This is a genomic window from Bradyrhizobium sp. NBAIM08 (genome assembly GCF_020193935.1).
Classification (GTDB): domain Bacteria; phylum Pseudomonadota; class Alphaproteobacteria; order Rhizobiales; family Xanthobacteraceae; genus Bradyrhizobium; species Bradyrhizobium yuanmingense.
Window position 1 is genome coordinate 45,638 of record NZ_JADYVR010000020.1, and the last position, 25,600, is coordinate 71,237.

Below are 25,600 nucleotides of genomic sequence, written 5' to 3' on the forward strand. Positions count from 1 at the left end.
GGGCGTGTGAGCTCTTAGCGGCCTGAGTGTTGGCGGCCTGATTTGCGAGCGGGCATCGTGCGACAAAGAAGAGCTCGTTTAGCAGTAGCCAAATCGCCGCCAGGAAAAGGCCGTGTTCATGGCACACCTGCGAACGCCGATTTGAGGATGTCGCAACACGACACTACCAGCTTAATTTCATTGGGACGCTGAAAGGCAACGTGAAGTGAGGGCCAATTTATCTATCTCCTCCAAGCGCAGGGATTTCGGGATGCGCTGTGCTTTTGCGCCTGAGATAAAGGACACGCGTACGCGATCCACCGGAGATAATTGCCGATCAATTCCATGTAACGGCACCACCCCAACGCGTGCCGTGTCGGGCCAGCCGCGCGCCTTTGTATGATGCTGACGAGTACTGGCGCGGGCGATCTCGCTCTACATCTGCGAATTCCGATTGAAGGCTTAGAAGTTAAGTGCCGGAGTGGGGATAAGGTTTTCCAGGCTTCCAGCTAGATCGCCGTTCTCATGACTTCCATCAGCCGATCCTGATAGTTCTGATCGACCGGGATTTTAGAGTTTGCGTGTTGGAGCGGTTCGTCGAACGTTGGGCGGAAGAAGCCCTTTCGGATACCCCGATGATCCTGATTGTAAGACCGCGCCGGGCCGGCGCGATCCGGTCCGCAAGACCGCCGCCCCCGACCGTAGAAAGGCCAAACGCCCAGCGCGCCGTCAAAGGCATCGCCCGACGGGGTGCGAGAACCCGCTTTGCAGAGAGCAGTTTCCGGAGGCGAGTCGGATCAGCCAACCCGGAGATCCTCAGCTGACATCTTACCCGAACGCCCGGCCTTGAGCTGATAACTTACCCGGGCCCCCTCTTCGAGAGTGGTGTAACCGGCTTTTTCGACGGCACTGATGTGCACGAAGACATCGGGACTTCCGTCCTCAGGCCTGATGAAGCCATAACCTTTGGTCGAGTTGAACCACTTCACAATACCCATTGCCACGGCAGCATCTCCATAGTGAACCGTTGTGATCTAGCGAAGAGTCTCCCGGCCATCAAGAGGGTCGGCAAGAGACGAGTCGCTGCGCTAGTCACGTGCTCGTTTTTCACCGCGTGGTCTAGCTGAGGCCGCATTGTGCAAGCGACTAAAGCGTCCTGACGTCGACGACAGTTCGCCTCAAGGCTTCTGCCCAGATGACGTTTGACCTTCGCCTCACTCGTCGTGCGCGACCGGCTTACAGAAGGCTTGCGGAGCCTCGAACATGCCGCGCTCATCCTGAGCCGGCGGATCGTTTTCATCGACGTTGAACAACAGGGCGGTCGTGAACTCCTTTGCGCAGCCTAGAGCAGGATTGTCAATCCGCGCATGCCTGTATTGAAGCTACCTGACGTGCTTTGAAGACGGCCCGCAGGGCTGCGCTTTGGCTGTTCGCCTTCGGATGTCAACCGCACGTCGAGTCCCATCGAACGAGCAGGGTCTGCCGAGACAATCCTGAATAAAGCGCATTTGGCAAGTTATCCGCTCGTCATGTTGTATTTGGGAAGCCAGCAAACCCGCTCGGCAACTGTGGAGCTTGTTCAAAACGGTAACTACTGACGAACTTCCTCGCGCCGCCGGCGGTTCATCAGCCTCTCGCCTTGGGTTCGATGAATTCAGCTGAGCACCGTGAAGAGGTTGAGATAACCGATGGTCTCTATTTGTCTGCTTCGATCAGCCCGTCCACCGACTTTACTCAGAACAAAGCCGCCTCGATGCATAGGTGTATTCAAGAGCCAGTTGACGCGCATCTTCCATGAGAATGGCCGCGGCGCTGTGTCCCCCGTCGATGTTCTCGTAATAGAAGTAAGGCTGGCCCAGCCCGGCGAGCTTCGCGGCAGCTTTGCGGCCATGCGTTGGATGCGCGCGGTCGTCCTTGGTGGAGGTAAGAATTAAGGGAGCAGGATAGGTGTTGCCCGCGACCAGCTTCTGGTAGGGCGAGTAGCGTTCGATCCACGCACGCTGCTCGGCAATGGCGGGATCACCGTACTCGCCGATCCAGGCGGTGCCGGCGCCCAGTTTGGTGTATCGAAGCATATCAAGCAGCGGCACCTGGATGATCGCCGCGTTGAAGAGCTCGGGACGTTCGGTGATTGCAGCGCCAACGAGCAGGCCGCCATGGCTGCCGCCAATGACTCCTAGCCGGCGTGGACTCGTGATCTTGCGGCGGATCAGGTCCTCTGCAACGGCAATGAAATCATCCCATGTCGTCTGCTTCGTTGCTCCCTGCGCCGCTTGGTGCCATTCTGGACCAAACTCGCCGCCCCCGCGCAGGTTCGCCACGACATAGGCATTGCCCTGTTCGAGCCAGAGCCGCCCGACCGGTCCCAGATAAGAGGGCAGAAGCGACTCCAGGACACCGCCATAGCCATAGAGAAGTGTCGGAATTGTGCCGTCAAACCTTGCGTTTTTCGGCCGTACCAGAGAATAGGGAATTGACGTGCCATCGCGCGAAGTGGCTTCGAGCTGCTCCACGACATGATTGGACGCATCGAGGGCAGCCGGTGTCGTCTTCAATTCCTTAAGGTTTTTGCTTTCGGCATCAAAATACCAGACTGAGGTTGGCTGAGATAGCTCGAGACGGTGAACATGGCCTGGTCCGCTTCATCGGAGATGCCTGACAGGCTGACATATGCATGTTCCGGTAGCGGGATCGACGCCGCCGACCAAGCTCCCCGATCGTACTTATAAACGAACGCTTTGCTCTGAACGTTCTCAAGGATCGTCAGTATCAACAAATTCTTTGTGGCGCCCCACCCGCTCAGGGCCTGGCGGGGCCCAGGTTGGAAAACAAGCGATGGTCTGGCGCGCAGCGGATCCTGTTTCCATTCGTTGAGGTCATACGAGATCAGCGATCCGGCGGTGAAGCTGATATCGCCCGGCGGCGTCCAATCTTCATCAAGCGTTACAAGCAGGCGACCACCCGCTAGGCCATTCATCGCGGCCTTCGTCGGCAGATTGAGCTTGACGGGTCCGTCGGGGCGAAAGACCACATACTCGAACTCAAAAGAGCTGATCGCGCGGCCCGCGCCGGTCGCATGAATATTGCCCTCGCTGTCACGAAGCACGAAGGGGGACGTCAGAACGTCGGTGGGCTCGCCACGAAACATCTCGCGAGCCTCACTGAGCGGCTGAGCGCGTTTGAGCTCCTTCACCACAAAGGGGTAGCCGGCTTGCGTCAAAGTCCCCTCACCGCACTCCCGTGCAACAAGGAGTGTGTCACCATCGACCCAGCTGACGTCTGCTTGCCCTCTGGGAGATAAAAGCCATCCGCAACGAAGGTTTTGGCGTCGCAGTCGAACTCTCATATGGACGCGGCATCCTTGCCGCCATCGGAAAGACTAATCAGGCAGAGGCGCTGTTCAGGCGGAAGGCAGTTCGCACCTTGAAAGACCCAGTTTCTTTTCTCGGCGACTGCCAAGGCGTCCACGTCGAGGATGGTCTCCCACGTTGGATCTTGACTACGATCGCTCTCAGGCGTGGTGCGCCGCCAGACGCCGCGTATGTGGTCCTCGTCTCGCCAGAAACTCTCCAAACCGCGCTCTTCCGATCGAACATCTGCGATTTGATCGTTGGACTGCAGGATGGAGAGCGCCTGTTCGTAGAAGCGCCGATAGTGAGGATCCGACTGGAGTACCCCGAGCGTCTTCTCGTTCTCGGCGCGAACCCAAGCCAACGCGCTTGGCCCTTCAATCTCCTCGAGCCAAAGGAATGGGTCATCAGTCACCGCCGCATCCGTTCGCTTGTGTGAAAGCGCCGTGCGCAGGCAATCGAAAGCAACGTGGCGCATAGGAGTGATTTCGTCAGGGACTTGCTCCGGCCGAGGTCGAGTGGCCACAGTCGCGGGCCCTGGCGCGTCAAGCAGAAGCGGCGGAAAGCACGCAAGCGCATGACGTAGCGCGGCTTACGCTGTGTCGCGCCCCCTTATTGCAAGCTGCGTGCCGGCTAAAGAGTCGTGAGTTTCAGCCGTTCGGAGCTGCACGACCCTGTTCGGTTGCCGACATTGCTTGCCAAGCGGACATCACAGCGGGTCGGCGAAGCGCCTGCCAGACAGCGCCAGCGTCAAAAACCGGGACGCAGCGATGCTGCTTTCCTCCGCATATGAGCTTGCGCCTTCTCGCTGGCGTCACCGGGCAGACTTGTCGACGGGCATCATCCCCACGAAGAGCAGCGCATTGATCAGAAGCCAGATCGACATCGGCAAGGGTGGTATGCATGGCGACCTCCTGGTCGTTGACTGCAAGCGTTGCCGATTTGGACGAGCTTTGTCCTCGCGAAACCCACAAGTCAAGCCGATAGCTCGGTTCGTTGACTGATTGTCGAGAGGATTGCGCTCGAGCGAAGAGAGTAAAAACGCCCTAGAAACGGGCTAGTTACGCTACGTCTTGAGATTGAGCCAACAATCAACAACAAGTACAAGCACCAGATCAGGTTCTTCGGCGCAACGGCGAAATGAAGCTGGGCATGAGCAGCAATTGAGGGAGCTACGGTCCAGCTTAAACGATCCTGATCCACCCGGCGGGGACCGACGCACGAGCCGTGATCCTCATCGAAGCCCTATTGCACAAACGAGATCAAGGGCGAGATTTTCGGTCGAGAACGCCCGCTCCGACCAGATCACCCGGGCTGGTTCAAGGCTAGTGCAACCCTCAGTGCGAACTGTTCCGTAACGGTGCTGTTGCGGCCCAGAACAAGCGCCGCTTTCCGGGCGGAACGATCAACGGGCAGCAGCGCGCCGGCTGCCGCCGCCACCACCCGCATCAGCGTCGTTTAGAGATACAACCTGAGTTGACTGCATCGCCCCCTTCTGATCATGGACCACTCGCATGATGTCTTGATTTCCTGCGGCCCTGCGCCGCGCGCAAGAACCGCGTCATCGCCCTGGATTGCTCCTCCGTCCTGCTATAGAAGCCTCATCCGCCGTGCTATGCTTTTCGCGGTCAGTCCTCGCTGGCACCGAACTCTTGTCCGTGATGACCATCGCGTGAAGCTGCCGGCGCCGGCAGATCCCAGAGTCTGTCCTGTGTATGCTTCAGTGGAGCCGCTAAAGCCACAAAGGCCAACTTCACGTCTGCATAGGCAGCCTCCTTCAAAGCGGCATCAGCGGGATCGATGTCGTTATAGGCGGTCAGCGCCGCGGCATAGTTTTGGTACAGGGGCATTTGAGCCTCGTTGGTCCATCCGAGACCGAGATGGTGGAACTGATCAGCCGGAACGGTGATGCGGCTCTTGTCCAGCTCCCGGAGGTAGTCCGCCGACCAGTCGTGGATGGTATAGGATTCGATCTTATCCATCATCGACCGCCAGCGCCTGACACGCTCCTCAAGCGGCATATTGGCCGCTTTCGAAATGGCGGCTGCGATTTCTTCGGGATGGTTTGGATCCACCAGCAGCGCCTCGTCCTCGTTGAAGTCTTCAGCCGCCCCAGCAAACTTCGATAGTACCAGAACGCCGGGATCCTTCGGATCTTGGGCAGCAACATATTCTTTCGCTACCAGATTCATGCCGTCCCGCAGCGGCGTGATGACACCTACATGTGCCGCGCGGTAAAGACGCGCGAGTGCAGCCTGGCTGAACGGGTCATTCGTGTAGTGGATCGGCCTCCACTCCTCTGTGCCATGCTCGGCATTGACATGGTTGATCGCATTCTCCACGTCCTCCTTGTACTTTCGATACTCGTCGACGTCGGCGCGCGAGGACGGCGCGATCTGCAACAGCGATATGCTGCCCGGCTCGACCGCCAATAGTTGGTTAAATGCTTCGACGCGTTTGTCGATACCTTTCGTGTAGTCTAGGCGGTCCACGCCGATCGCAAACCTCGCGCCCTCAAAGTTTTGCAATAATGACGAGATTTTTTCTTGCTCTGCGGGCGAGAGCTCTGCCGAAAGATACTCTGCGAACTGCCTGGGATCGATACCGATTGGGAATTTTTGAAGTCGCGACTGCCCACGTTCCGTGGTCACGACGCCATCCTTGCTCTCCAGCCCGAAATAGGTTCGCAGGCAGGCCGAGAAATTGTTCAGATCCCGGTTCGTCTGAAAGCCGAGCAGATCGTATTCCAGCATCGACTTCATCAGTTCGCGATGATTGGGTACTCGCTCTATCATGTCGGGCGTCGGCCACGGCGTGTGCAGAAAGAAGCCGGTCGGCCGCTCGATGCCGAGCTTTTGCAGATCGCCCCCGAGCGGGAGCAAGTGATAATCATGCACCCAGAATGCGTCCCGATCCCGCAAGTCGAACGCCGCACGCGCGATGAAGTTGTTCATCTGTCGATAGCTGTCGTATCCCTCTTCCGCGCGCGACATCCGGTCGGACAGGGAGTGTAATACCGGCCACAAGGTTGAATTCGAATAATCTCGATAGTAGCCGCGATGGTGCGCGGCCGGAAGATCGAGTTCGGCCACATGGCCTTCGCCAGCCTTCACGAGTGGCAGGGGCCGCTCAGTCCCGTCGCCGATTCTCCGAGGAGAACATCCAGACCGCGCCGGAACGTTCGACGACCGACTCGAGGGCTGCGGCAAGTCCGCCGGTCTGGGGTTTATTGGGGTCGAACGGCGCGCCGCGGTTCGAAATCACGACCAGCTTCATGTCGGGTTGCTGGTTTACCGAGCGATGCTCCGCGTCGCCCGAGGCAACAGCATGAGAAGGACCTGCACCTCCTTCTTGCTCCTGCTCCAACGGTATCTCGTCGAGGTGCAGGGCGAAGGCCGCTTGGGCTGAGGTTTCATCTTCCTGGGTTGCGCCTGATGTACCGCCGGAATCCACCGTTGCGGTATCGAGCGCGTCATGGATTCGAACCATCTCGTAACTCCCTTTGGCCGCAACTTTCCACTACGCTAGGATGCCGGGTCTAGCTTTCCGAAAGCTGACCGGTCGCCGAGCTAGATAGCAGGATCGAAGGTTCTGGATGACCAGCACCGCGCATCACTCTCCAGCCGCCCCCCGCTAATCAGACGCACTTTGTGCGGCCAGCCACGGTGCTGATGACAAGATTTGCGTGGTCAAGTGGTCGATCCTTCGAAGTGTCCTTGGACGTTCTTCCGCTCATCGCAGGAATGGTGGTGCGCATGGCCATTCATGTGCAGCTGTGGAGCGCACCAGATGCCCTCGTCCCGTGGCACTCTTTCGCATAGGAGTCATCTCCACATCGCCTACGGTGCCAGCTTGGTGCTGCTGAGAATCCGATCATCATGTTGGGGCATCGCAAAGAAAGGTCGCAAGTGCGGCATCGCGCCTGGTCGTGATCTACAGCTAACGCAGAGGTGAACCGCACGATCGTCGTCGGTGCAACAATTGGTTGCCGTGCGACGGACAGATGGCGATCATTAACCGGCGGCCTCGCCGCCTGCTGCCGGACAGCCTGCGCCGCTATGGCAGTTGTTGCCAGTTCTCGACACCGGCGACGGCTTCCTGGTCGACGTTGCGGGTTGTTGCCCAGGCGGATTCGGATTGCGAAGCCGGCTGGGCGGCAGCTTCGAATTCCGGAAACAGCCGAACTACGTTCGAGAGGTCAGTTGTCGGGCTTAACGGCCTAAGCGTGTGTCTTTGAGCACGTGCTCCTCCAGTGGGAGCACATCGCACGACAAGGTTGAGATAAATGGTCGGGTTCAGATCACTCGAATTCCGGGCACTTGCCAGGAAAACGCACGAAGTATGGCACTAGCCATTGCCGCGCGAATAGCTCGGCCGGCGTCTGCCGGCGAAAAGACTGGGCAAATTGATCGATTGCTTCGGCTTCGTCCGAAGAAGGGATACACCACCTTTGACCGGAGCGCGAACGCCGAGGACTTTTCAAGACCATGAACCTGCTACAATTTTCAGCGACAACCCTCAGCACGATGATCGTTCCAGCGCCGGACTATATAATGAGGTCCCGTGCTGGGCAGGACTACACCGACTAGCTTCTTGTTTAGCCAGTGGAAAGCGTGTCCTACAGGTGACAGCGGCACGTCGCGACGACCTCAGATGCTATGCTCCGAAATCAACACCAGCGAAGATCTGCTGATCGCGGAGTGCACCTTCACAAAGGAGAGCCCGGCGTGAGTAATTTTGATCCAGCTTAGCCTCGCCGTCCAGCAACTTGGGAACCGCGCTATTCGTTCCAGGGGCACTGGCGGATGGCCCGAAGTTCTTCCCACGCGGCGGCGGAAGCGTGAATTGAGAAATCGATTATTTGGAAAACCGGCAATCTCACTTTTTGCTTAAGTTTAGTTTGGTTGTGAACGCGCTGGTTCCTATAGCTATACCTATCACGCACACAAAATATCCGAGAGTTGCCTTCATTGTCGTCGGCTCGCCAAACACAACGTACGCCCAGGCCGCCGTAATCACGGGAGTAAGATAGATCAGCGTTGCAACTTCACTCGCCGCATTTTCCCGTAGGCAGAACCAGTAAAGTCCATAACCCACGGCGGTTGAGATAATTACGAACCACAGGACGACAGTGGCAAATTGCGCCGTCATGTGAGGAGCGAGTCTTCCATCCAGAACGGCGAAGGGGAGCATACAAAGCGCTGAGACCGCGCTTTGTACTGCTAATGCAGGAAAAATGGACATAGAGTTGGAACTCAGCTTTGAAATAAGCGTCGCCAACACCAGACATAGACTAGCTGCTACCGCCAATCCATACGCCGAAAGCGGGGCATGCCCTGTTGGCCCTCCCGTTGCAAGTGCTACGCCTGCAAGAGCAATCAAGGACCCCAGCCACTTTCTGGCAGAAATCTTCTCGCCTAATACAGGCCCAGCGCAAATTGTCGTTGCAAGAGGCTGCAATGCACTTATCAATGCTGCCGTTCCAGGAGGCAGGCCTGTTGCGACGGCCTTTACTGCAAAGGTGGTGGAGCAGAACATTGCTAAGAAGCCAAGACAGCTTTGGTTCGCAACGTCGCGGAGCGCCACCCCTCGGATCAATGTCAAGCCCAGCCATGGAGAGAATATGACTGCAGCTATTGCGAACCTCCAGAAGAGGACCAGGTAAACCGATTCTCCGCCATTGATCATCCGTGCACCGATGAAACCTGAGCTCCAGGCCAAAACAAGCCCGGCCTGTACAAGAACCTTCTTGACACTTTTCACGCCTGGAATCCTCCCAGCGATAGTTTTGTTGTTAAATGATCGCTCAGGATCGGCTATGTTGGCGAAACGATTGGAAAAGCCAGCGAACATCTCGGCGCCCATAAGTCCGCGTAAGCATGGTTGCGTTCGCAGGTCGCGTTCGTCATCGGCGTGGGAACCACGTCAAGAACATACGAGCTTCAGTGCCGCTCCGCGAGCATTCCAACGCATCAACATTTGTAGTGTCCTCGGCTGAAAGCATGTTTCGCGGCTAGGCTCGCCTACCTCGCTGGAACTAATGTGGACTCACGATCTCGTGTCGGATCATCGCGTCTAGTTGGAAGGCTTCCGGCGGACATGCCGAAAGCCTTCTTGGGTGTTTAACGCTGATCTATGGAGCCGTTACTTTTCTCCTTTCCCTAGTTCGCAAGATCTACCAGTTGCGCTGAGCGCGCAGCAGCAACGTCAGTCTATTCTGATCCTTGAGTTCGTACACAGTACCCGGCTTAGCGATATTGGCTTGCTGCGGCAGCGTCACAGTGCTTCCGCTCGCGTACTTCTGGTCGAGCACCATGTAGGAGAGTTCAGCCGAGAAAGTCAGATTCCTGACGGGAGTCCAACGCGTAACTGTACCAAGAACGGCATAGTTGAAATCGGGATTACAGCCGGAACCGCCGCTTGACAACGCGAGGGACGTGACGAACGTGCCACAGACGTAGCCCTTGGCCGTGTTGTTGTACCGCACAGCCGTCCACGCACCGTAGATGGCACTACTCCAATGAGGATCCCAATTGTGGGTGTACGCGCCGTTAAAGCCGTAGCTCGTGGTCAACTCCTGGCCGGCGCCAGTTATGAACACAGAGTCAGAGATGCCAGCAAGCCCGATGCTTTGGTAGGCTCCCGAAAGTCCGGTGCCACCATACATCGCGTAGGTGGTCGACTTATAGCTATCGAAGTTGTAGCGGCTCGCGCCGCTCGTATACACGCCTTGGATGTTGACGGTGTCACCCGGCCCCGTCGGGACGTTCTTGATGGACAATGCCAACTGACCGGCCCAGCCCCACTTGTCACTCGGATTGCCGGTGACTTCGGATGCGCCATAATATGCAGCATGGTTGTCATGTGCAGCAACCGACGCCTGAAAGAGGCCCCAAGCCTGGTCAACGCGCACCATACCGACAAGGTCTGGTGTGCGCGAACCGCCGATGTCGTTGGCACCGTATGCGCCGACGGCTAGACCGCTGGCTGTCGCACCACTCACGTTCCAGACATTGCTCGTGTAATTGGCGACTTGATCCTGGACTGAGAACGAAGCCGTGACTCCTTGACCGAGGTCAGCGGTGTAAGTGAACTGGTTCACGGGCTCCCAGCCGCCGCCGCCAGGCAGTTCGATGTTGTTTCCGGGATATCCCGTCCAAGGCGAGCTGAACTGCGAAGCCGCCTTGCCGAAAGTGAACCCAGCGAACTGGATAAAGGCGTCGTAGACACCAAGGGAACCAGCGCCAACCGCAGAACCGAGTGACGACGTATACGCTGTCGAACCATTCACGCCAGTTGTACCCACGCCGGCATAGGTACCTGTGGTCCAGGTAAAGGCGCCATCGAAGAAGGTGCGCACTACACCATACTCGGTCGCAGTGCGTGTATCGATAGAAAGATATTCGCGAGAACGTGTACTGTAATAGTCCGTCAGGCGATTACGAGCCCCAGGGACGCCGCTGCTGGGCATGTCATAGTGGCCGCTCGTGTTCAGTGTGGTTTCAACGCGCAGATACCCGCCCAATTTGATGCACGTATCGGTGCCGGGAATGTAATAGAAGCCGGCCCCATACAACGAGCAAATCTTCACGTACTCGATTGGCCTGGCCTTCCAGGGAAGATCGGTTGCATGCGCCTCGACCACGGCGATCAGACCGACCGCCGAACCGAACAAAAACTTCTCCACGAACTTCATAACTGGCCTCTAAACTGTACCATCTCAAAGGCGGCCAGCAAGGCGCACCGAAGAGACCATCACCTTCGCCCCCCAATCACTTTCGACAGAAAGGGCTCTATTCGAACGCCACCTGACTGATTGAACCAGTGAACGTCGCGGCGCGGACCATTCCGCAGCTCGCATCGCTATGATGTCAGATCACCCTCGTTATCGGCGCGGAAACTGTGTAGGAAACAGACGAACCTTCACGCTCGCTCTGGCAGGTGTGCTCTAATCGTCTCACAACGGTATGCTTCGGACTGCAATCGGCTAAGAACGTATGCTTCATAGCAACGCATCTTGCGCCTCAATGAGATTAGAGCTGAACGCCGTGAAAGCATTAGCCGAGGCATATGCATGCGCACCTCCAGGCGACACCTGCCGTACAAGTCGTTTACAAATTGAACAGAAGAGGCGAAGCCGAAATTGGCTGCACTTGTTTTAGTTGGTCGACTCTTTCGCTGCAATTGCGGATCCCAAGGAGGCATACGCTTCGGAAACAAGCTTGTAACAAGTGCATGCCCTTTGCTCGAGGCACTTGCGTTCATCGATCCGCAACACGCCGCGCACCTTGCGAATAAGACGCTGTTCAGCAAACTTGTTCAGGGTCTCGGTTATCCCCGGACGAGGCAATCCCAAGACGGACGAAAGGTAGTCATGGGTAACTGGAAGAACATGAGTGTCAGCTGAGTCACTCGATAGACAGAGCCAGCTCGCGAGCCGCTTTTCGCGATGGTGCCAAACGCCACAAAATCCTGTCTGAGCGCAATGCAATGATAGCGCGTCGACGTAGCGAGATAGCTGTTCCCGGATTTGCGGACGCTCGTTCATCAGCTGACGCAAATCTTTGACGCGGATCCTGAGAGCGGTTCCAGGAAAAAGCACGACAGATTGATGCGTCGAAAGATGACCTCCCAATAGAACCGAAGCGCCGACCGCTCCCCGAAATCCTATTACCGCCGTTTCAAGGATAATGCCGGAGGTGACAATCCTTAGCGATACGAGCCCCGACTCTATGAAATAGACGTAATCAACATTCCTTTTCGGCTCTTGCAGAACGATGCGTTCTCCCAGAACGATAGGCTCAAGACACTGCCCTATTGCTGCGAGATCCTGGAGAGGCAGCCTCGCCAGGATCGCATTTTTGACAAAGGACCGCATACTTGCCCGCACGACGCAGCTGCCAGGGCGCGGAAGCATCGATAGACTGCTCTGCTCTTGGGTCACATCGTCCAACGCGAGTTAGGTATGAACCGACGGGAGTTCTTAAACTACGAGATAAGGACGATCCGCTGGTTTCCGCCTACAGGCGTGCAGAGCAAGCCCGGCCACGAAACAGATGGGCCCCACACTTGGGCCGGCGCCGTCGTCCAGAGACATGTCGAACTCCACACTTCTGTCGCCATCCGTCCACGCCTTCGAGCACGTTCTGAATGATCGTGAACCCATCGACGGCCCGCACAGAACCATCACTGATCGGCGACGTCTCCTGCGCGCCCGCGGGCATCCGGTGCGCTATGCCTTCGCACCCGACCTCGTCAGGCCGGCGCCGATCGACAGTTTTCTAAGCCAGCAGAGGGATTGATCGAGAGCTTGCATCTCCAGCTCAACCACCTTTCCAGGGGCCGACTGCGCCATTTCGGCGGCATTAATCATCCACTCAGCGGGCAGTTCCCGGAGATTTGCCCAACCAAAAATGGATTCTCCAGGCTCGCCCGTGCCGCGTCGGTCGCGCAGCGGGGCGCGATAAGACCACGTGTTCTCGAAGCAGATGCGGTCGAGCCCGAGCCTTGCGAGCTTTTGCGTCAGCTCTGCGACAGGTGCAACGCCGGAACCGATCGGCACACCGAGCAGGGTCCCCTCCTCCCCCTGACGCACAGGGGGTAATAGCACGCAATCCTTTAGATGTGCGGAGCATACCCAGGGCTCCATCGCCTCGAGGGCATCACAGGGATGCTCAAAGAAGAGCATCGAATTGACGTAATCGAACAACGCGCGGATCCAAGCGCTATTGACCGATGTGAGGATCTCCGCGACCTCGGCGCCGCACAAATCTTCGTGGTTCTCCAGGAGAATTGGAATGCCGACCCGCTCGGCTATCGGAGTGAGCTGAGATAAATTCCTCTTGGCCTCACTCACGCGATGGCGGCGATCCGGCGCACCTGTCGTGAAGGTCCTGAGGTATCCAGCTCCGACGTCAGCGGCCATGGCGAGGCAATCGCTTAGATGGGCGACCTCCGTCCCGCGGGTCTCGATGTCGATGAGTAGCCCGCGGTGATCGAGATGGCGTCGTACCTTCCGAAGGTGATCGCGTCCGCGTCCGGAGATTTCAATATAGCCCGGTAGGTGAGCTGATACGTTGATCCCGTCGAACCCGAGTTCGGCCGCGATATCGATCAATGAGAAAACGTCGAAGCCAGGTTTGTGACGATAGTGATAGCGCAGGCCGTAAGAGTGCAAGAACAGCTTGGTCATGTCCGGTTTCGAAGTGTCAGGGTCGGTTGCGGGACGCGGTGAGACGCTCCTCGCCGACAGCCCAAAGGGCAAGCAGCGAGGTAGTAAGGATGAATAGGCCAGGAAGAATTGGCGCAGGCGATCCGAGAAGAAGACCCGCCGCATTGAGTTTGATGAGTGTGCCCCAATCGCTTGCCGGAGGCTGCACACCGAGGCCCAACACGCTGAGCGCGCTCAGGAACATCAGGCACGACACGAAGCGGTTGATGAGTTCTACGGCTGCATAGGCCCGTATATTTGGCCAGACGTCACGAAAGACGAGGTAGCCGATGCCCTCTCCGCGAATGCGCGAGAGCTCCACGAACGGCTGCGCAATCACCTGAGCGACGGGCGTGCGCAGGGATCGGAACACACGGCAGAATTCGACGACGATGATGACGGCGATCAGGCTGGACGTACTCGATCCGAGGGCCGCGATCAGCACGAAGGCGACGATCAGACCCGGGATCGCGATCAGCGCATCCATCGATCGGGCGAGCACCGAGCCGCCGAAACCTCTCGACAGGCCCGTGAGCACCGCGAGGCCGAGGCCGAGACCAAAGGCGACGAATGCCGCAGTCACGGAAATGAGCATAGTCTCACGGCCAGCCGCGAGTGTCTCGGCGAATAGATCTCGCCCGAGGTGATCGGTTCCAAGAATGTGTGCCGCGGATGGTGGCTCGAACCGCTCGGCGCCGTAACGCTCCGTCCATCGCGCGTCAATCAAAGATGGTGCCATGAAGAGAACAAGCGAAAAGATCGCGAAAACGGCAATCCTCATGTGCGGCCCCGTCCAACAGAATGCGCCGGCTCGAAAGCGCTCGCCGAGTTCGGGAACGTCGTGGGAGGCGATGCCGCGTCGACGCTGATCACAGAGGAGAGCACGCGTCCGGCACGCATTTCGACCACTTCATCAGCGAGCCGCGCCACCATGTCCGGTTGATGTGAAACGAAGAGCATGCTGACCGAACGATGATCACGTACTTTGCGCAGAAGCTCCACGACAAGAGCGCCATTGGCAGAGTCGAGCGAGGCCGTCACCTCGTCGAGGAGAAGAATGCGTGGCCGCGACGCAAGAGCCAAGGCGATCCCAAGCCGTTGGCATTCCCCGCCCGAAAGCTCTGACAGGAGCTTGGGCAGATAACTGGTCGGAAGAAAAATCGAGTCGAGAACCTCTGCAGCCCCGTTTGAGTTGCCGGCCTCCCCCGCCTGACGCAATCTGCGGCCGATCAGATAGGCAATCGTCAGCGCCGGGTTGAGGTGCAACCGAACCGACTGAGGGACGTACTCGAAAACACGCTTCTCGGCGGTTGTGCGGGCCGAATAGTGCAGAGGTAGACGGCGCCCTCCGACCAAGATCTCCCCCGAGGAGTCACGGTGCTGACCAAGAAGTGCACGAAGAACTGTCGTCTTGCCTGCGCCGGACGGGCCGACGAGACCGATGCAGCTGCCAGCGCCCAGCGAAAACGAGACATCGGCGACAAGCGAACGCCCGCTTGGCGCATGCACACTCAGTCGGTCGACACGGAGCGGCACAGCATGCCGCGGCGGTGATTCGCCCGTGTTCGAGTCGAGAGGAGTAGGACGGTCTTCTGGGGCGAGCGCCCTTATGCTGTTGCGGTCTTTTTGGCGGGAAGTGGCCGCTTGGGTGGGAAGCGGTCGCTTCAGATGCCTAGCAAGGTCGATAGTTCCATCCGACAAGGCTTCGAAAAAAGCGAGCTCGTGGGTCACCACTATGGCTGCAGCGCCGATCTCTTGGATACGCGCTTTGATGGCAGTCATAACCGTGCTCTTCAGTGCCGGCTGGAGCGAACTCGTCGGTTCATCCAGCATGACGAGGCGCGGTGCAGCGCAGAACAAGCTAGAGACGAGAATGCGCTGGAGCTGGCCGCCGCTATATTGGTGCGGATAGCGGTTCTCGTTGAACCCCGGAATATCGAGGCGATCGAAGGCGCTGCGAAGCAGATGCCTGCGCTCAATGCGTTGCGAGCTCGTGTCCCCGGGGAAGGCCGCGAGTTGATCGACCACGCCACGGCTTGAAACGAGAGTCGTGGCAGACGACTGGGGAATGTAGAGGATGTCCCGCCCCCAAAGCGCCTGCCGATCAGGGGGAGCCATTCCGGTGAGTGATCGCCCCAGAAACGAGGTATCGCCACCCGTGATACGGAGATTGGGACGCTGCCAGCCGATAAGGGCCAGGCACAGGCTCGTCTTACCGATGCCCGAGGGACCTATGACGGAATAGAGGCGACCGCCCGTGAAAGTGGCACTAAGCGCGCCGATCCGGTTCACGGCGCTGTCCGAGCTTGCGATTTCTACTGTGAGATCACGTATCCGCAGCACCTCTGTCACAGCGCAGTCCTCGCGACGAAGCGACCGCTCACGAGATCGGACAATGAATAGAGCAGCATATAGATGCCGGTAATCAGCATCGCGCAGAACTGCAGTACGGGGATATCGCGCCACACAACAGAGGACACAGTAAGGTCACCAAGCCCCGCAAAGCCGAACACGACTTCGATCACGAGCACGCCCGTCAGCAGATAGGCGCAATAAGTCAGTGCGAGATTGAGGATCGATGGTGTAATCGCAGGCAATGCATAACGCAGCGCAGTTTCGCCCCGGCCAAAGCCTTTGAGCCGGGCAAACTCGAAGTAATCCTTGCGTTCCTCCGTGGCGAGCAGCGCGAGCACCATCCGCCCGACATAGGCGACCATGCCGACACCGAGACAAGCGCTCGGCAGAACGAGGAGACGGAGCTGGTCCAGGAAAGGCTGTCCCTGCGAAATGCGGGAAACCGCAGGTAAAAGCCTAAGCTCCACGGCAAACACATAGATGAAGATATAGGCGATTAGGAATTCCGGCGTGCAGATGACAATTTGCGCTACGAGCCTGAAGAAATGCTGCGTGCGTCGGCCAGTCATGAACACTCCAAGCCCTGCCGCGATCGCGACCGGAAACCACAGAAACGTCACGGCAGCGAGGGCGAGGGTGTTTTCGAGGCGAGGCTCGACAACTTCCCAGACGCCGGTGCGGGTCGTAAACGAGCGGCCAAGATCGCCGGTCAAGAAGGCGCAGAGCCAGAGGACGAAGCGTTCCACAAGGCCACGATCGAGGCCGAGGTCAGCGCGCATGCGTTGAGCGAGCTCGGGAGTGTAGTCCTGGCCCAGCAACTCTGTGACAAAATCCCCCGGAATGACTGCCGTTCCGAGAAAGATCAGGGCGGATGCGCCGATAAGAATGGCAACACGTGTGAGGATGCCACGCAACAGCAGCCACGCTTTGGCACGCTTTGAATGCACGCGCTCAGGCGCGGCGTGAAATGGTGTCAGCACTTGCACGGGATCAAACCTTGCGATCGAGCCAGATCTCGGAGAACGCCGAGCCTTTGAGCGCTCCGAGCGGTGACGGTGCAACGCCTTTGACATAGCTCGCCTTGGCATCGAGCTGATTGAAGAACAGTGGGATGGCGGCACCACCCTCCTTGTGGATCGCCTCTTGGATCCCCCAGTACAACAGGCGTCGACGTTCTAGATCAGTCGTAGCCAGGGCATCGTCCATCATACGGTCGATCTCGGGTCGTCTCCACCGTGTCTCATTCCATTTGGCGTCAGATCGATAGGCAACGCGCAGCATAGCGTCGGGCGTGTAGCGCATGCCCCAACCACCCACCATCAGCGGCTCTTTGAGCCAGATATTGTCCCAATAGCCAGCAACGGGATCCCGTCGCGCCTGCACATTGACGCCCGCCTGGCGCGCCGTATCGGCAAACATCTGCGCCAGGTCGACAGCCACATTGGGCGTAACGGCCTCAGAGGCGTGCAAAACGAGTTGGCCGAGGTCGACGCCAGCCTGGCGAAGCAGCGTCCGCGCCCGGTCCGGATCGTAGGGTCTGACGGGCAACTCGGAATGGTAGAACGGGCTAAACGGAGGAATTGGATGGTCATTGGCAATGCTCGCCTGCCCCGCGCACAGTTTGTCGCGGAGAAGGGAGCGGTCGAACAGACATTTTAGTGCCTCGCGCACCTCGACACGGTCGAATGGTGCCTTGTCGACATGCATCGCGACCACGTTGTGCACACCGCTGGGCGATGAGACGACCTCAAGGCCGGTCACTGCGGCCACGCGTTTAGCCAGCGCAAAGCTGATTGTCTGCACAGCGTCGACGTCCCCAGCGAGCAAAGCCGAAACGCGCGCGATCGGATCCTGGTTGCCTTGAAATGAGACCTCATCGAGATAGGGCTTGCCGCCGTCCCAGAAGTTCGGATTACGGCGATATGTGTTTACGCCAGCCGGATCGAGACCATTGGCGATGAAGGCGCCCGCCCCAAGTGGCTTGTCGAAGCGCGAATATCCCTCAGGCAAGATATGGAAGCGATCCTGGGCGAGCAGCAGCGGGAAATCGGCATCGGGACGTGTCAGCTTGAAGCGGATCGTCTGCGGGTCTTCAGCAACGATATCGCTCACGTGGTCAACAAGCACGCGCAGAGGCGACTGCGCTGCCGGATCGCGCAATCGGTTGATGGTGTAGATCACGTCCCGCGCCGTGACCGATCTGCCATCGTGGAACTCGGCGCCGCGGCGCAGGCGAAAGATCCAGTCGTTCACCTTGCCGTTTGCGGCTTCCCAGCTCTCCGCCAGGGCCGGAATGGGCTGAAGATGCGAATCGACATTAACGAGGCGAGCTCCTATCAGCTCATAGGCGAAATAGACCGCCCACGATGCAACCTTGGTCGGATCAAGTAATGACGAGGAAGCCGTCTCCTGCAGGATGACCCGCACGCGACCGCCGCGGCGAGGCGCGGTTTGCTGGGCCCTGGACGGCCGCGACGCCGTGGACAGGGCAGCGGCACCGATCAAACCAGTGAAGTTGCGACGCGTGATCATATGAGATGCCATGGCAACGGCCTCACCCCCATCGAGTATTGGTCCGCTCGGAACGGCCGCCGCATTGTGTTTGCCAAGCAGCCCGCTCTTGACGGCCGCACTCGTATATACGAGTTGAGATGACAGCCTCATGACACAGAATGGATACAATATGGATAAAGTCGATGACCCTCTCGATGGGGCTGACACCGATTCCGATGCTTTGGAAGGACCCCGGTGGCGCTTTATCGCGAAAACGCTGAAGCAGGAGATCCTGAGCGGGCATTTCGAGATCAACAGGCCACTGCCATCCGACACCAAAGTCGCCGAACGCTTTGCCGTGAGCCGCATGACGGCTCGCAAGGCCTTAGCGAGCCTTCAAAGCAAGGGGATCATCCGCATTGAACACGGGCGTGGCTCGTTCGTGGAGATCGATGCCCTCAAGTACCGCCTCAGCGGACGCCACACTTTCTCGAAGAACGTCATCGATAATGGCATGAGGCCGAGCCGTAGGTTGCTCGCGGCGGATATCGTCCAACCCGACGACTGGGTGCGGCAATCCCTTCGCTTACCCCTAGATTCTTCGGCCTTACGCATCCGACTCGTCAGCGAGGCCGACAACCGCCCTCTCGCATTGAGCACGTGCTATCTGGAACTACCGCGTTTCGACGGTTTCGTCTCGGCGCTTGGTCCCGAGGCAAACGTCGAAAACGCGCTACAGCAATTCGCTTTGGTGGAAAAAGCCCAGATCGATGTCAACCTGCTCGCGCGGATGCCGAGCGAGGAAGAAGCAACCCTGCTGGATCAATCCCTGGCTAGGCCGGTCATGGAAAAGCGCGCATCAAGCATCGATCAGCATGATGAACCAGTCTGGTGCTACCAGGTGATCTATGCTGCCGATAGGGTCCAATTTCGGTTCGACAGATTGTAGATATTGATGACACTCGCAACCTCGTGAACAAATCGCCCGGCAGAACGATTTGGACCATGGTTCCGCCGCTTGCTATCTGGGTATTGACGCGTAGACAAGGATGTCACTGGTTGAGAGGTCCACATGCATGGCCCGAGTACAGCGCGAATGCGCCGCGATCGAAACCCAAGGTCGAAACCGATCGAACTATTGGAGTATAACCCGGATCGACACAGGCCCTCGGAGTCGCCGAATTCGTCGGTGCAAATCGCTGCTGCAGTTCTGCAGCGGCCTGCGCGCCGGATAATGCAATTCACAAGCCCCGTGACGGCGGCCCCCCTGCCGGTCTAAAAGAGGCCCTTGAGCAGTTCGCCGGCCTCAATCCGCCTGGGCGCCTTGCTTCTTAATCGATCGCCTTTCCGCCAACGATCGAAAGCCAGAATGTCCGCTGTTATCTTTTCCCCGACAAGCAGCGCCTTCTAGCATAACTAGGCTTGCCGAATGATGGCGATGTTTCGGCCGAAGCCAGCGATCACGATGCCGGCTTACCGCCGGGCCCCCGGATCCACGACGCCAAAGCGGTGAGAGGATCGCGTTGCGGCTTCCATGGAACGACAAGGTGAATTCGCGATGCTTGCCGATCAGATTCCAACGTCTGTGGCGACCTCCGTTTTTGATCGTTTTGTTGGCACTCGCATGGCGGCCGGATCGCTTGTAACTCGTGCTTGAGGATCGACGCCCCACCTCATCTCTTTCCCTCTACCACACTATCACTCGACGCTAAGATCGCTTTGATCGGATGCTCACGAGGCCAAATGCGAGCACGCTCCCCGCTCCGCAGATCGCAAGGGATACTAATGCGGCGGTGACGCCATAATGATCTTGCACCGAACTGAAGAATAATGGCGCAAGAGACGCCGATAACAGTCGAAAGCCGTTGATCAACCCAACTCGACCTCCGTATCTGTCCTGCCCGTACGTCGCCAGGGGTAGCGTTCCACGACAGATGCAGTTTAGACCGGAGCTGAATCCGAGCAAAACAACGAAAACCGTAACTCCAAGGACGGAGTGAGAAGCTAGTGCAACGATAAGCGTAGCCGCGAAGAGCAGGAGGCATGAGAGAAGAGTGAGATGAATTTCGGCCATTCTCTCGGTGAGCGAAGCCGCAAAAAGCAGTATTAAGACCTGAGACGGTCCAAAAAGCGCTGAAATCAAAGGGCCCTCCGGACCTAAGCCAAACGTTGAGAGGATTGGAGTCATCTGACTAAGGAATGCTGAGACGATAAATGCGGTGAGCGAAAAACCAAACGTTATCAACGCACAATCAATCGCCTTGGGGGAGGACTGTGAGTGGACTTGCGATTTGTGCGATTTATCTAGAGCTGCAGGGCCAACGGGGGCTCTCCGACGAGCCCATACCATTAACGGGAGAGCAATGAGAACATTACAGCCCGCATAGATCCCAAACACCTCTCTCCAGGATATCCAAATGAGCAACAAAGAGGTGAGCGGCCAGAACAGCGTTGACGATAACCCACTGATCAAGGTCAGCAGAGCGATCTGCTGTTTTGCCTGCACCCCATCTCGTTGGATCAAGAACAAAACTGCAGCTTCGTAAAAAACAAAGGCAGACGCTATTTGTATGCTGAACAGCGCGAACGCGAATACGGTCGCATTCCAGGAGACTGCGGCTATTCCTAAACTGGTAGCGCCCAGAACTGAGGCGATTTCCATCGCTCTGGCGGCACCGTATCGGTCCATAAGGCGACCGGCGATCAACGACATTGGCGCACTCGCTAATTGAGCGAAGGAAAAACAAGCGAGTATCCATGCACCTGTGACTGCGAGGTCACGGGCAACCTCGTTAGCCACACCGGCGATGCAATAGTAGAGTGTGCCGTAACTGATGATTTCTGCGCAGCCCAGTGCCGCGACAACGATTTTGTCATCCTTCCAGATGATCGCTAGCCCTCTCCTCGGTTCTCATACCTAACCGTCGCGTCGACCGATTGTTGATTCGTTGTCTTTAATCTGAGCTTATGAGACTGGCACTCGGCTCAGTCTCGTTGAGAATGCCATGCCATAGAGCGAAATCTTATACCCGTCGGCTGCCTATGTCGGAACGTCTCGGCTGCCATTTGCAGAATGGAAGTCCATACCTCGGGGGACACCTGACTCGGAATATCGTGGAAACCAGCCCAGTAGTTGAGATACTGCTCCTCGCTCATGGAGATCGTCTCGGTGGTAGCAAGAGAAATGCAGTTGCCCAGCTCCGGATATTGGTTGAGCAGCGCCTCGTAAGTTTCCATCTCGGCAACGAATGGGAGACGCGCCCGCCGCAACGCCGGCACCATATCGCGTAGCTTCGCTTCAATTTCGAGTTGAAAGGGGTCGGTCTCAAGATCGTTAAGGAAGGTTGTAATTGTGAAGAACCCGCGGGGTCGCAAGATCCGCATAACTTCGCGAAGCGCTTCGCTCTTGTTCGTCCAATGGAACGACGAGCTGTAGCAAACCCAATTGAGCGTACCGTCGGCCAGGCCCGTGCACTCGCCCGGCGCATTAATCCAAGAGACGGTTGGATAAGCTCGGCCGAGCCTCTGCCCGACCGCGACCATCTCAGTATCAGGTTCGACCGCATAGCCGGTAAGCCCCATGTCAGCCAAGGCATAGGCGATCGCGCCCGTACCAGCGCCGATATCCGCGAAAGTCGGACTGTCGGCTAAGTTCTTTACCTGGTCGACAAGCATCTGAAGGACTCGACGTGAATAAGGCGGACGCCGCGGATAAGTCTCTGCTACTTCGGAAAAGTTTCCAAAGGACCGCTTCTTAGCAACTCGCATCTCGTCCTCCATCAGGCTGGTCGTGCCAGCTAGCTTGTCTGAATTGCCGCTTGATCGTCACGCCGATGCGATTGTCTGAGTGAACGATCCCGGTCAGCTATCGCCGTCGATGATCCCCTCGAAATCGTAGTCCATCGCCGTGGGATCGCCGGGCAATCCTGAGACTCGCTTCAGCCTCGATCTAACTATCGCGTCTTTGTAGACGCTCGAAAGCCAAGGCGCCGAAGTGCTTTGCTGTAACCGTCTGGCAATCTTGGAACGAACAAACCTACACGACGCGGTGAAGCCGATTTGAGGTCGCAGCCGACGATAAGGATATACTGCTCGAGGTCGACAAAGGCTGCGATCGTATTTTGCAGGGTAGTGAGCCTTGCCGATGCCCCCTTACTGTCGAATGCACTCTGACGTAAATCTGGCACGTTGCTTTCCTTCTCGTCCGACCTAAGTCGGTACCAGAGATGAACGCCAATCGGCAGCTCCGCCCGCTCCCGAAGGAAGGGCTTCAAAACGCGTGCCAATTTGGCTGCTCGATGCGAAGAACGTTTTATTGGTTGCGTTCAGCAATTTTGTTAGAGAGGCCCCAATAAGTGATTGAATAAACAAGCCTGTGTCGACGATCTGACAACCCAAACACAAAGTGTTAGATGGTTCACCTGAGACGTTTGTCCGCTGACCAAAGCGCGTGGTCAGGTTGCGAGCCGACTAATGATCATACGAAGCCGCTACGCGAAGTGAGGGCAAGCATGCTGAACGGTGATGCTCTGTCGGAGAGGATCTCGGTCATTGCGCACTCCATCCAGACAGGAGATTCAGATGACTACGAGGAACCTTCTGTGCGGGATATCGAGAACGTCACAATCCGCAATTTGTCGCCATCAACTCAAATCCTATATCTATGCGATTGCAAAGTTCAGCCGACATTCGGCTTCTCCCCGGGCGGCGTTCGATGATACCGCGGATGCCCATGATGTCGCCTATTGTTCCGGGATGATGTCGCCCGGATCCCCAAACACTATCGAAGCGTGCGAGAGTGATTGAATGTCGCGGCTTAATCTTGGCCAAGCGATTAATGGCCGGAGCCGCCGGGTCGGGCGCGCTACTCCTGCGCATCGAGGGAGTAACCTCGCGAGTGTACGGTGCGGATATAGTTGCGCTGGCCGCCTTTATTGAGTGCCTTGCGTAGGCGGCTGATCTGAAGGTCGACGCTTCGCGACCCGACATGGAGGTTCTGTCCCCAAATGATTGATAGGAGCTCGGTCCTAGAAAACACCTGCTCGGGGTGTTCAAGGAAATGCTGCAGCAAGCGGAATTCCAACGGCCTTACCTTGATCGGCCGACCGTTGCGGCTGACGCGTTGGGCGCGAACATCCAGGACCAGGTCTAGAAACACCAACTTGTCGTGAGAGGGCGCTATGCGTGTGCTTTCCGACTTTTTCTTGCGATCGATGGGCCGCATATCAGTCTCGTAATTATCCTACGATAACGCGCGTTCCTTGGCTTCTCAGCGGTGCAGCACGCCGGTCGGACGAGTTTCTGGAGGCATGAAACTCCTGCAAAGCCGCTCGGCGGTTCATGGGCTCTCATTCCTTTTGGCGGATTAGAATGGTCCGGCACCGATACATTTCGCCGGGTACGCTTTCCCCCTTGCACAATCGAACGGTACTCCTCTTTGCTGTGATCGAGCGCTGACCTCGCTAACAGATGATCCGAACGCGCATTAGCTTTGCCAATTTGTGCGGCATTGTACCTTGTATCCATCGCAAGACGCTCATTAAGGCTGTAAGGCCCCGCCGACCGACGCATAAATCAAGTCACCTAATTTCCTATCTGCTGAGCAGTCATTCACACGAGCTGCGGTAAACAGCTAGCTGTAGGAGAATTTGCACGGCCAGGTATAGTTACGCGAGCCGCCGCAGCGGATCGCCTTGCGCAAGCTGAATGACGGCGTTTCGCTAGCCGGTGGGTGCTCTCCGCGTCGTGCCGCAGCCACGAACTCGTCGTGGGGGGAATGCTCACGGAGATGACGGAGCAGGCGGAACGCAAGCGCTCCAGTCGAACAGACGGCTGTCCCGGCTGACGCACCGGACGGGTAGATTTGTGGCGAGGCTTGGAAAGGCCAGCATACGATCGGTCTCTGCAGCAGAACGGCGGCACGCTTTTTTTTGGTCCTGTGCTGCCACTCGACCGAGCGACGCTCGCCTCAACAACGGACCGACTATGATCTGGGCTGCTTGCTCGCTCTCTGCCCAGAGAGCGGCGTCACGCGCAATAGCGTCTTCCGCAAGAGCTAGGCGCCTATATGCGCGGCAGCTGCCACTGGCCGTGGTCGAGAATCGGAGGTTTCGAGCCACTATGTTATCCTCTTGGTGATCGCAGGTCCTACGGCTGCTCGCCTTCGCATTGCTTCTGTGCGGCGCTTCGAGGCACGTTGAGCTTGCACTCGCCGCGCTGGGTAAGTGGAGCGTGTCGCAAGGCGCGTGGGCACCTAGTCAAACCAAGCCTCATCTGCTTTTGACACTACCAACTCTGGTAGGTGCCAAGCGAGATACGCAACTGCTCAATTACATTGCTTCAGTTGATGATCTGACAGAAGCGGACCACGGGCTTCTTCTTGGTCTCTAGCTTGTTGCGTATCGGAACAAGGAGCTTGCGAAGCGCGGCTTCGATAACGCCGAGGCTAATGGGTGAGCGGCCATGGCTGGCCCCCTCTCCCGTTGAACTTCCGCCGATGCGGCGCGGAAATGTAGCCACCCGTTGATCAAGTAGGTACCTCACCGCCTATGACCAGCATACCAGCTGGATGTCGTGATCGAGATGAGCCTAGCCGATCCGCTGCCTGTCCCCTGTTTCCATATTTATTTTCAACGTGCCGGCAGTGGCCACCACCGCGCTTCAGAACAAGGCGGTGGTCAATGACATCCTGCTCAAGCAGGCAGCCGAGACGCTCCGTCTTATCGGCGCCAACCCGATGCATATCGGAGCCGAAACCGAATGATTGCACTTTTCCATGCCGTGGCCGGCTCCTGACGCATCATCCGGGTGCACATCGCCTCTCGTTGCCTGGCAGCGGGCGGGATTGCCCCTGGTGGAAACCGGGCTGGCTAGCCCGGGCTTCCTCCTTTTCGTTCGGCTTCGATTACGATTGCCGGCGGCTGTTCGTGTAGTGCCTGCAGGAAGCGTCCGGGGACGCGAAACTCCGGTTATTCGGCCACCTGGCGCGCCTGAGCGAGCTGGGCGGCATTTGGCCACCATGTCGACGCCCTCCGCAAAGTCGAATGGACGTCTGCGCCAAGCTCCGTTCGGCGTATCCAAAGCACGTCTTGTCTATCTCAGCCAGCTACACCCCATCACGTTGCGGTCCCCAGGGATCGGCTCCTCACCTGTGAGCAGGATCATCCGCTTGCGGCGAAAGAATTGATCGCGCCGGCAACAAGTCCGAAGTGAT

At 57.7% G+C, this 25,600-nt stretch carries 18 protein-coding genes and 1 pseudogene; 1 reads left to right on the forward strand and 18 read right to left on the reverse strand.

Annotated elements, in window-relative coordinates:
• Nucleotides 1-776 precede the first annotated feature (776 nt).
• From I6F37_RS36090 to I6F37_RS36155, 14 genes are all read right to left on the reverse strand, one after another.
• The gene (locus tag I6F37_RS36090; RefSeq protein WP_122406874.1) at nt 777-983 is read right to left on the reverse strand and encodes a cold-shock protein; all 207 of its coding nucleotides are present in this window, start codon (nt 981-983) and stop codon (nt 777-779) included.
• A gap of 726 nt (nt 984-1,709) precedes the next feature.
• Nucleotides 1,710-2,534 (reverse strand): prolyl oligopeptidase family serine peptidase, encoded by an 825-nt coding sequence (locus I6F37_RS36095; protein WP_225129773.1) that lies wholly within the window; start codon nt 2,532-2,534, stop codon nt 1,710-1,712.
• Nucleotides 2,531-3,199, reverse strand: coding sequence for a hypothetical protein (locus tag I6F37_RS36100; RefSeq protein WP_225129775.1), 669 nt, complete (start codon nt 3,197-3,199; stop codon nt 2,531-2,533). Before I6F37_RS36100 ends, I6F37_RS36095 begins: the two co-directional genes overlap by 4 nt.
• A gap of 122 nt (nt 3,200-3,321) precedes the next feature.
• On the reverse strand, nt 3,322-3,807 hold the full coding sequence (locus I6F37_RS36105) for a hypothetical protein (RefSeq protein ID WP_225129777.1): 486 nt from the start codon (nt 3,805-3,807) through the stop codon (nt 3,322-3,324).
• Nucleotides 3,808-4,957: 1,150 nt separating this feature from the next.
• Nucleotides 4,958-6,421 (reverse strand): trehalose-6-phosphate synthase, encoded by a 1,464-nt coding sequence (locus I6F37_RS36110; RefSeq protein ID WP_225129779.1) that lies wholly within the window; start codon nt 6,419-6,421, stop codon nt 4,958-4,960.
• A gap of 37 nt (nt 6,422-6,458) precedes the next feature.
• Nucleotides 6,459-6,818 (reverse strand): hypothetical protein, encoded by a 360-nt coding sequence (locus I6F37_RS36115; protein ID WP_225129780.1) that lies wholly within the window; start codon nt 6,816-6,818, stop codon nt 6,459-6,461.
• 1,389 nt (nt 6,819-8,207) lie between these two features.
• Complete coding sequence (locus tag I6F37_RS36120) at nt 8,208-9,194, reverse strand: DMT family transporter (protein WP_225129782.1); 987 nt, start codon at nt 9,192-9,194, stop codon at nt 8,208-8,210.
• A 310-nt stretch (nt 9,195-9,504) separates the two neighbouring features.
• Nucleotides 9,505-11,025, reverse strand: coding sequence for a porin (locus tag I6F37_RS36125; RefSeq protein WP_225129784.1), 1,521 nt, complete (start codon nt 11,023-11,025; stop codon nt 9,505-9,507).
• A gap of 462 nt (nt 11,026-11,487) precedes the next feature.
• A complete protein-coding gene (locus I6F37_RS36130) occupies nt 11,488-12,207 on the reverse strand; it encodes a Crp/Fnr family transcriptional regulator (RefSeq protein ID WP_225129786.1) in 720 nt (239 codons plus the stop codon).
• A gap of 354 nt (nt 12,208-12,561) precedes the next feature.
• Nucleotides 12,562-13,521 carry a sugar phosphate isomerase/epimerase gene (locus I6F37_RS36135; protein WP_225129788.1) on the reverse strand — a complete coding sequence of 320 codons (960 nt, stop codon included), beginning with the start codon at nt 13,519-13,521 and terminating at the stop codon, nt 12,562-12,564.
• A 16-nt stretch (nt 13,522-13,537) separates the two neighbouring features.
• A complete protein-coding gene (locus I6F37_RS36140; RefSeq protein WP_225129789.1) occupies nt 13,538-14,320 on the reverse strand; it encodes an ABC transporter permease in 783 nt (260 codons plus the stop codon).
• The gene (locus I6F37_RS36145) at nt 14,317-15,891 is read right to left on the reverse strand and encodes an ATP-binding cassette domain-containing protein (RefSeq protein WP_225147993.1); all 1,575 of its coding nucleotides are present in this window, start codon (nt 15,889-15,891) and stop codon (nt 14,317-14,319) included. Before I6F37_RS36145 ends, I6F37_RS36140 begins: the two co-directional genes overlap by 4 nt.
• Nucleotides 15,888-16,880, reverse strand: coding sequence for an ABC transporter permease (locus I6F37_RS36150; RefSeq protein ID WP_225129793.1), 993 nt, complete (start codon nt 16,878-16,880; stop codon nt 15,888-15,890). Before I6F37_RS36150 ends, I6F37_RS36145 begins: the two co-directional genes overlap by 4 nt.
• Nucleotides 16,881-16,884: 4 nt before the next feature.
• Nucleotides 16,885-18,426, reverse strand: a complete 1,542-nt coding sequence (locus tag I6F37_RS36155) for an ABC transporter substrate-binding protein (RefSeq protein WP_225129795.1) — start codon at nt 18,424-18,426, stop codon at nt 16,885-16,887.
• Nucleotides 18,427-18,577: 151 nt separating this feature from the next.
• Between I6F37_RS36155 and I6F37_RS36160 the strand changes: the two genes are divergently transcribed.
• A complete protein-coding gene (locus I6F37_RS36160) occupies nt 18,578-19,336 on the forward strand; it encodes a GntR family transcriptional regulator (protein ID WP_225129797.1) in 759 nt (252 codons plus the stop codon).
• A 759-nt stretch (nt 19,337-20,095) separates the two neighbouring features.
• On the opposite strand, the gene I6F37_RS36165 is transcribed toward I6F37_RS36160, so the two are convergent.
• From I6F37_RS36165 to I6F37_RS36175, 4 genes and pseudogenes are all read right to left on the reverse strand, one after another.
• Nucleotides 20,096-21,277: an MFS transporter gene (locus tag I6F37_RS36165; RefSeq protein ID WP_346277023.1), complete on the reverse strand. Its 1,182-nt coding sequence runs from the start codon at nt 21,275-21,277 to the stop codon at nt 20,096-20,098.
• Nucleotides 21,278-21,372: 95 nt separating this feature from the next.
• The gene (locus tag I6F37_RS36170; RefSeq protein ID WP_225129801.1) at nt 21,373-22,062 is read right to left on the reverse strand and encodes a class I SAM-dependent methyltransferase; all 690 of its coding nucleotides are present in this window, start codon (nt 22,060-22,062) and stop codon (nt 21,373-21,375) included.
• Between the two features lie 362 nt (nt 22,063-22,424).
• A pseudogene (gene nifH / locus I6F37_RS46065) lies at nt 22,425-22,574 on the reverse strand (nitrogenase reductase); the annotation flags it as partial.
• Between the two features lie 677 nt (nt 22,575-23,251).
• Entirely contained in the window at nt 23,252-23,611 is a 360-nt protein-coding gene (locus I6F37_RS36175) for a winged helix-turn-helix domain-containing protein (RefSeq protein ID WP_225129803.1), read from the reverse strand.
• Between the last annotated feature and the right edge of the window lie 1,989 nt (nt 23,612-25,600).

Coding starts and splice junctions, on each gene's coding strand:
- I6F37_RS36105 (WP_225129777.1), bottom strand. CDS start 3,807: ATGCGCCACGTTGCTTTCGATTGCCTGCGCACGGCGCTTTCACACAAG.
- I6F37_RS36115 (WP_225129780.1), bottom strand. CDS start 6,818: ATGGTTCGAATCCATGACGCGCTCGATACCGCAACGGTGGATTCCGGC.
- I6F37_RS36120 (WP_225129782.1), bottom strand. CDS start 9,194: ATGGGCGCCGAGATGTTCGCTGGCTTTTCCAATCGTTTCGCCAACATA.
- I6F37_RS36125 (WP_225129784.1), bottom strand. CDS start 11,025: ATGAAGTTCGTGGAGAAGTTTTTGTTCGGTTCGGCGGTCGGTCTGATC.
- I6F37_RS36130 (WP_225129786.1), bottom strand. CDS start 12,207: ATGCGGTCCTTTGTCAAAAATGCGATCCTGGCGAGGCTGCCTCTCCAG.
- I6F37_RS36135 (WP_225129788.1), bottom strand. CDS start 13,521: ATGACCAAGCTGTTCTTGCACTCTTACGGCCTGCGCTATCACTATCGT.
- I6F37_RS36140 (WP_225129789.1), bottom strand. CDS start 14,320: ATGAGGATTGCCGTTTTCGCGATCTTTTCGCTTGTTCTCTTCATGGCA.
- I6F37_RS36155 (WP_225129795.1), bottom strand. CDS start 18,426: ATGATCACGCGTCGCAACTTCACTGGTTTGATCGGTGCCGCTGCCCTG.
- I6F37_RS36160 (WP_225129797.1), top strand. CDS start 18,578: ATGGATAAAGTCGATGACCCTCTCGATGGGGCTGACACCGATTCCGAT.
- I6F37_RS36170 (WP_225129801.1), bottom strand. CDS start 22,062: ATGCTTGTCGACCAGGTAAAGAACTTAGCCGACAGTCCGACTTTCGCG.
- I6F37_RS36175 (WP_225129803.1), bottom strand. CDS start 23,611: ATGCGGCCCATCGATCGCAAGAAAAAGTCGGAAAGCACACGCATAGCG.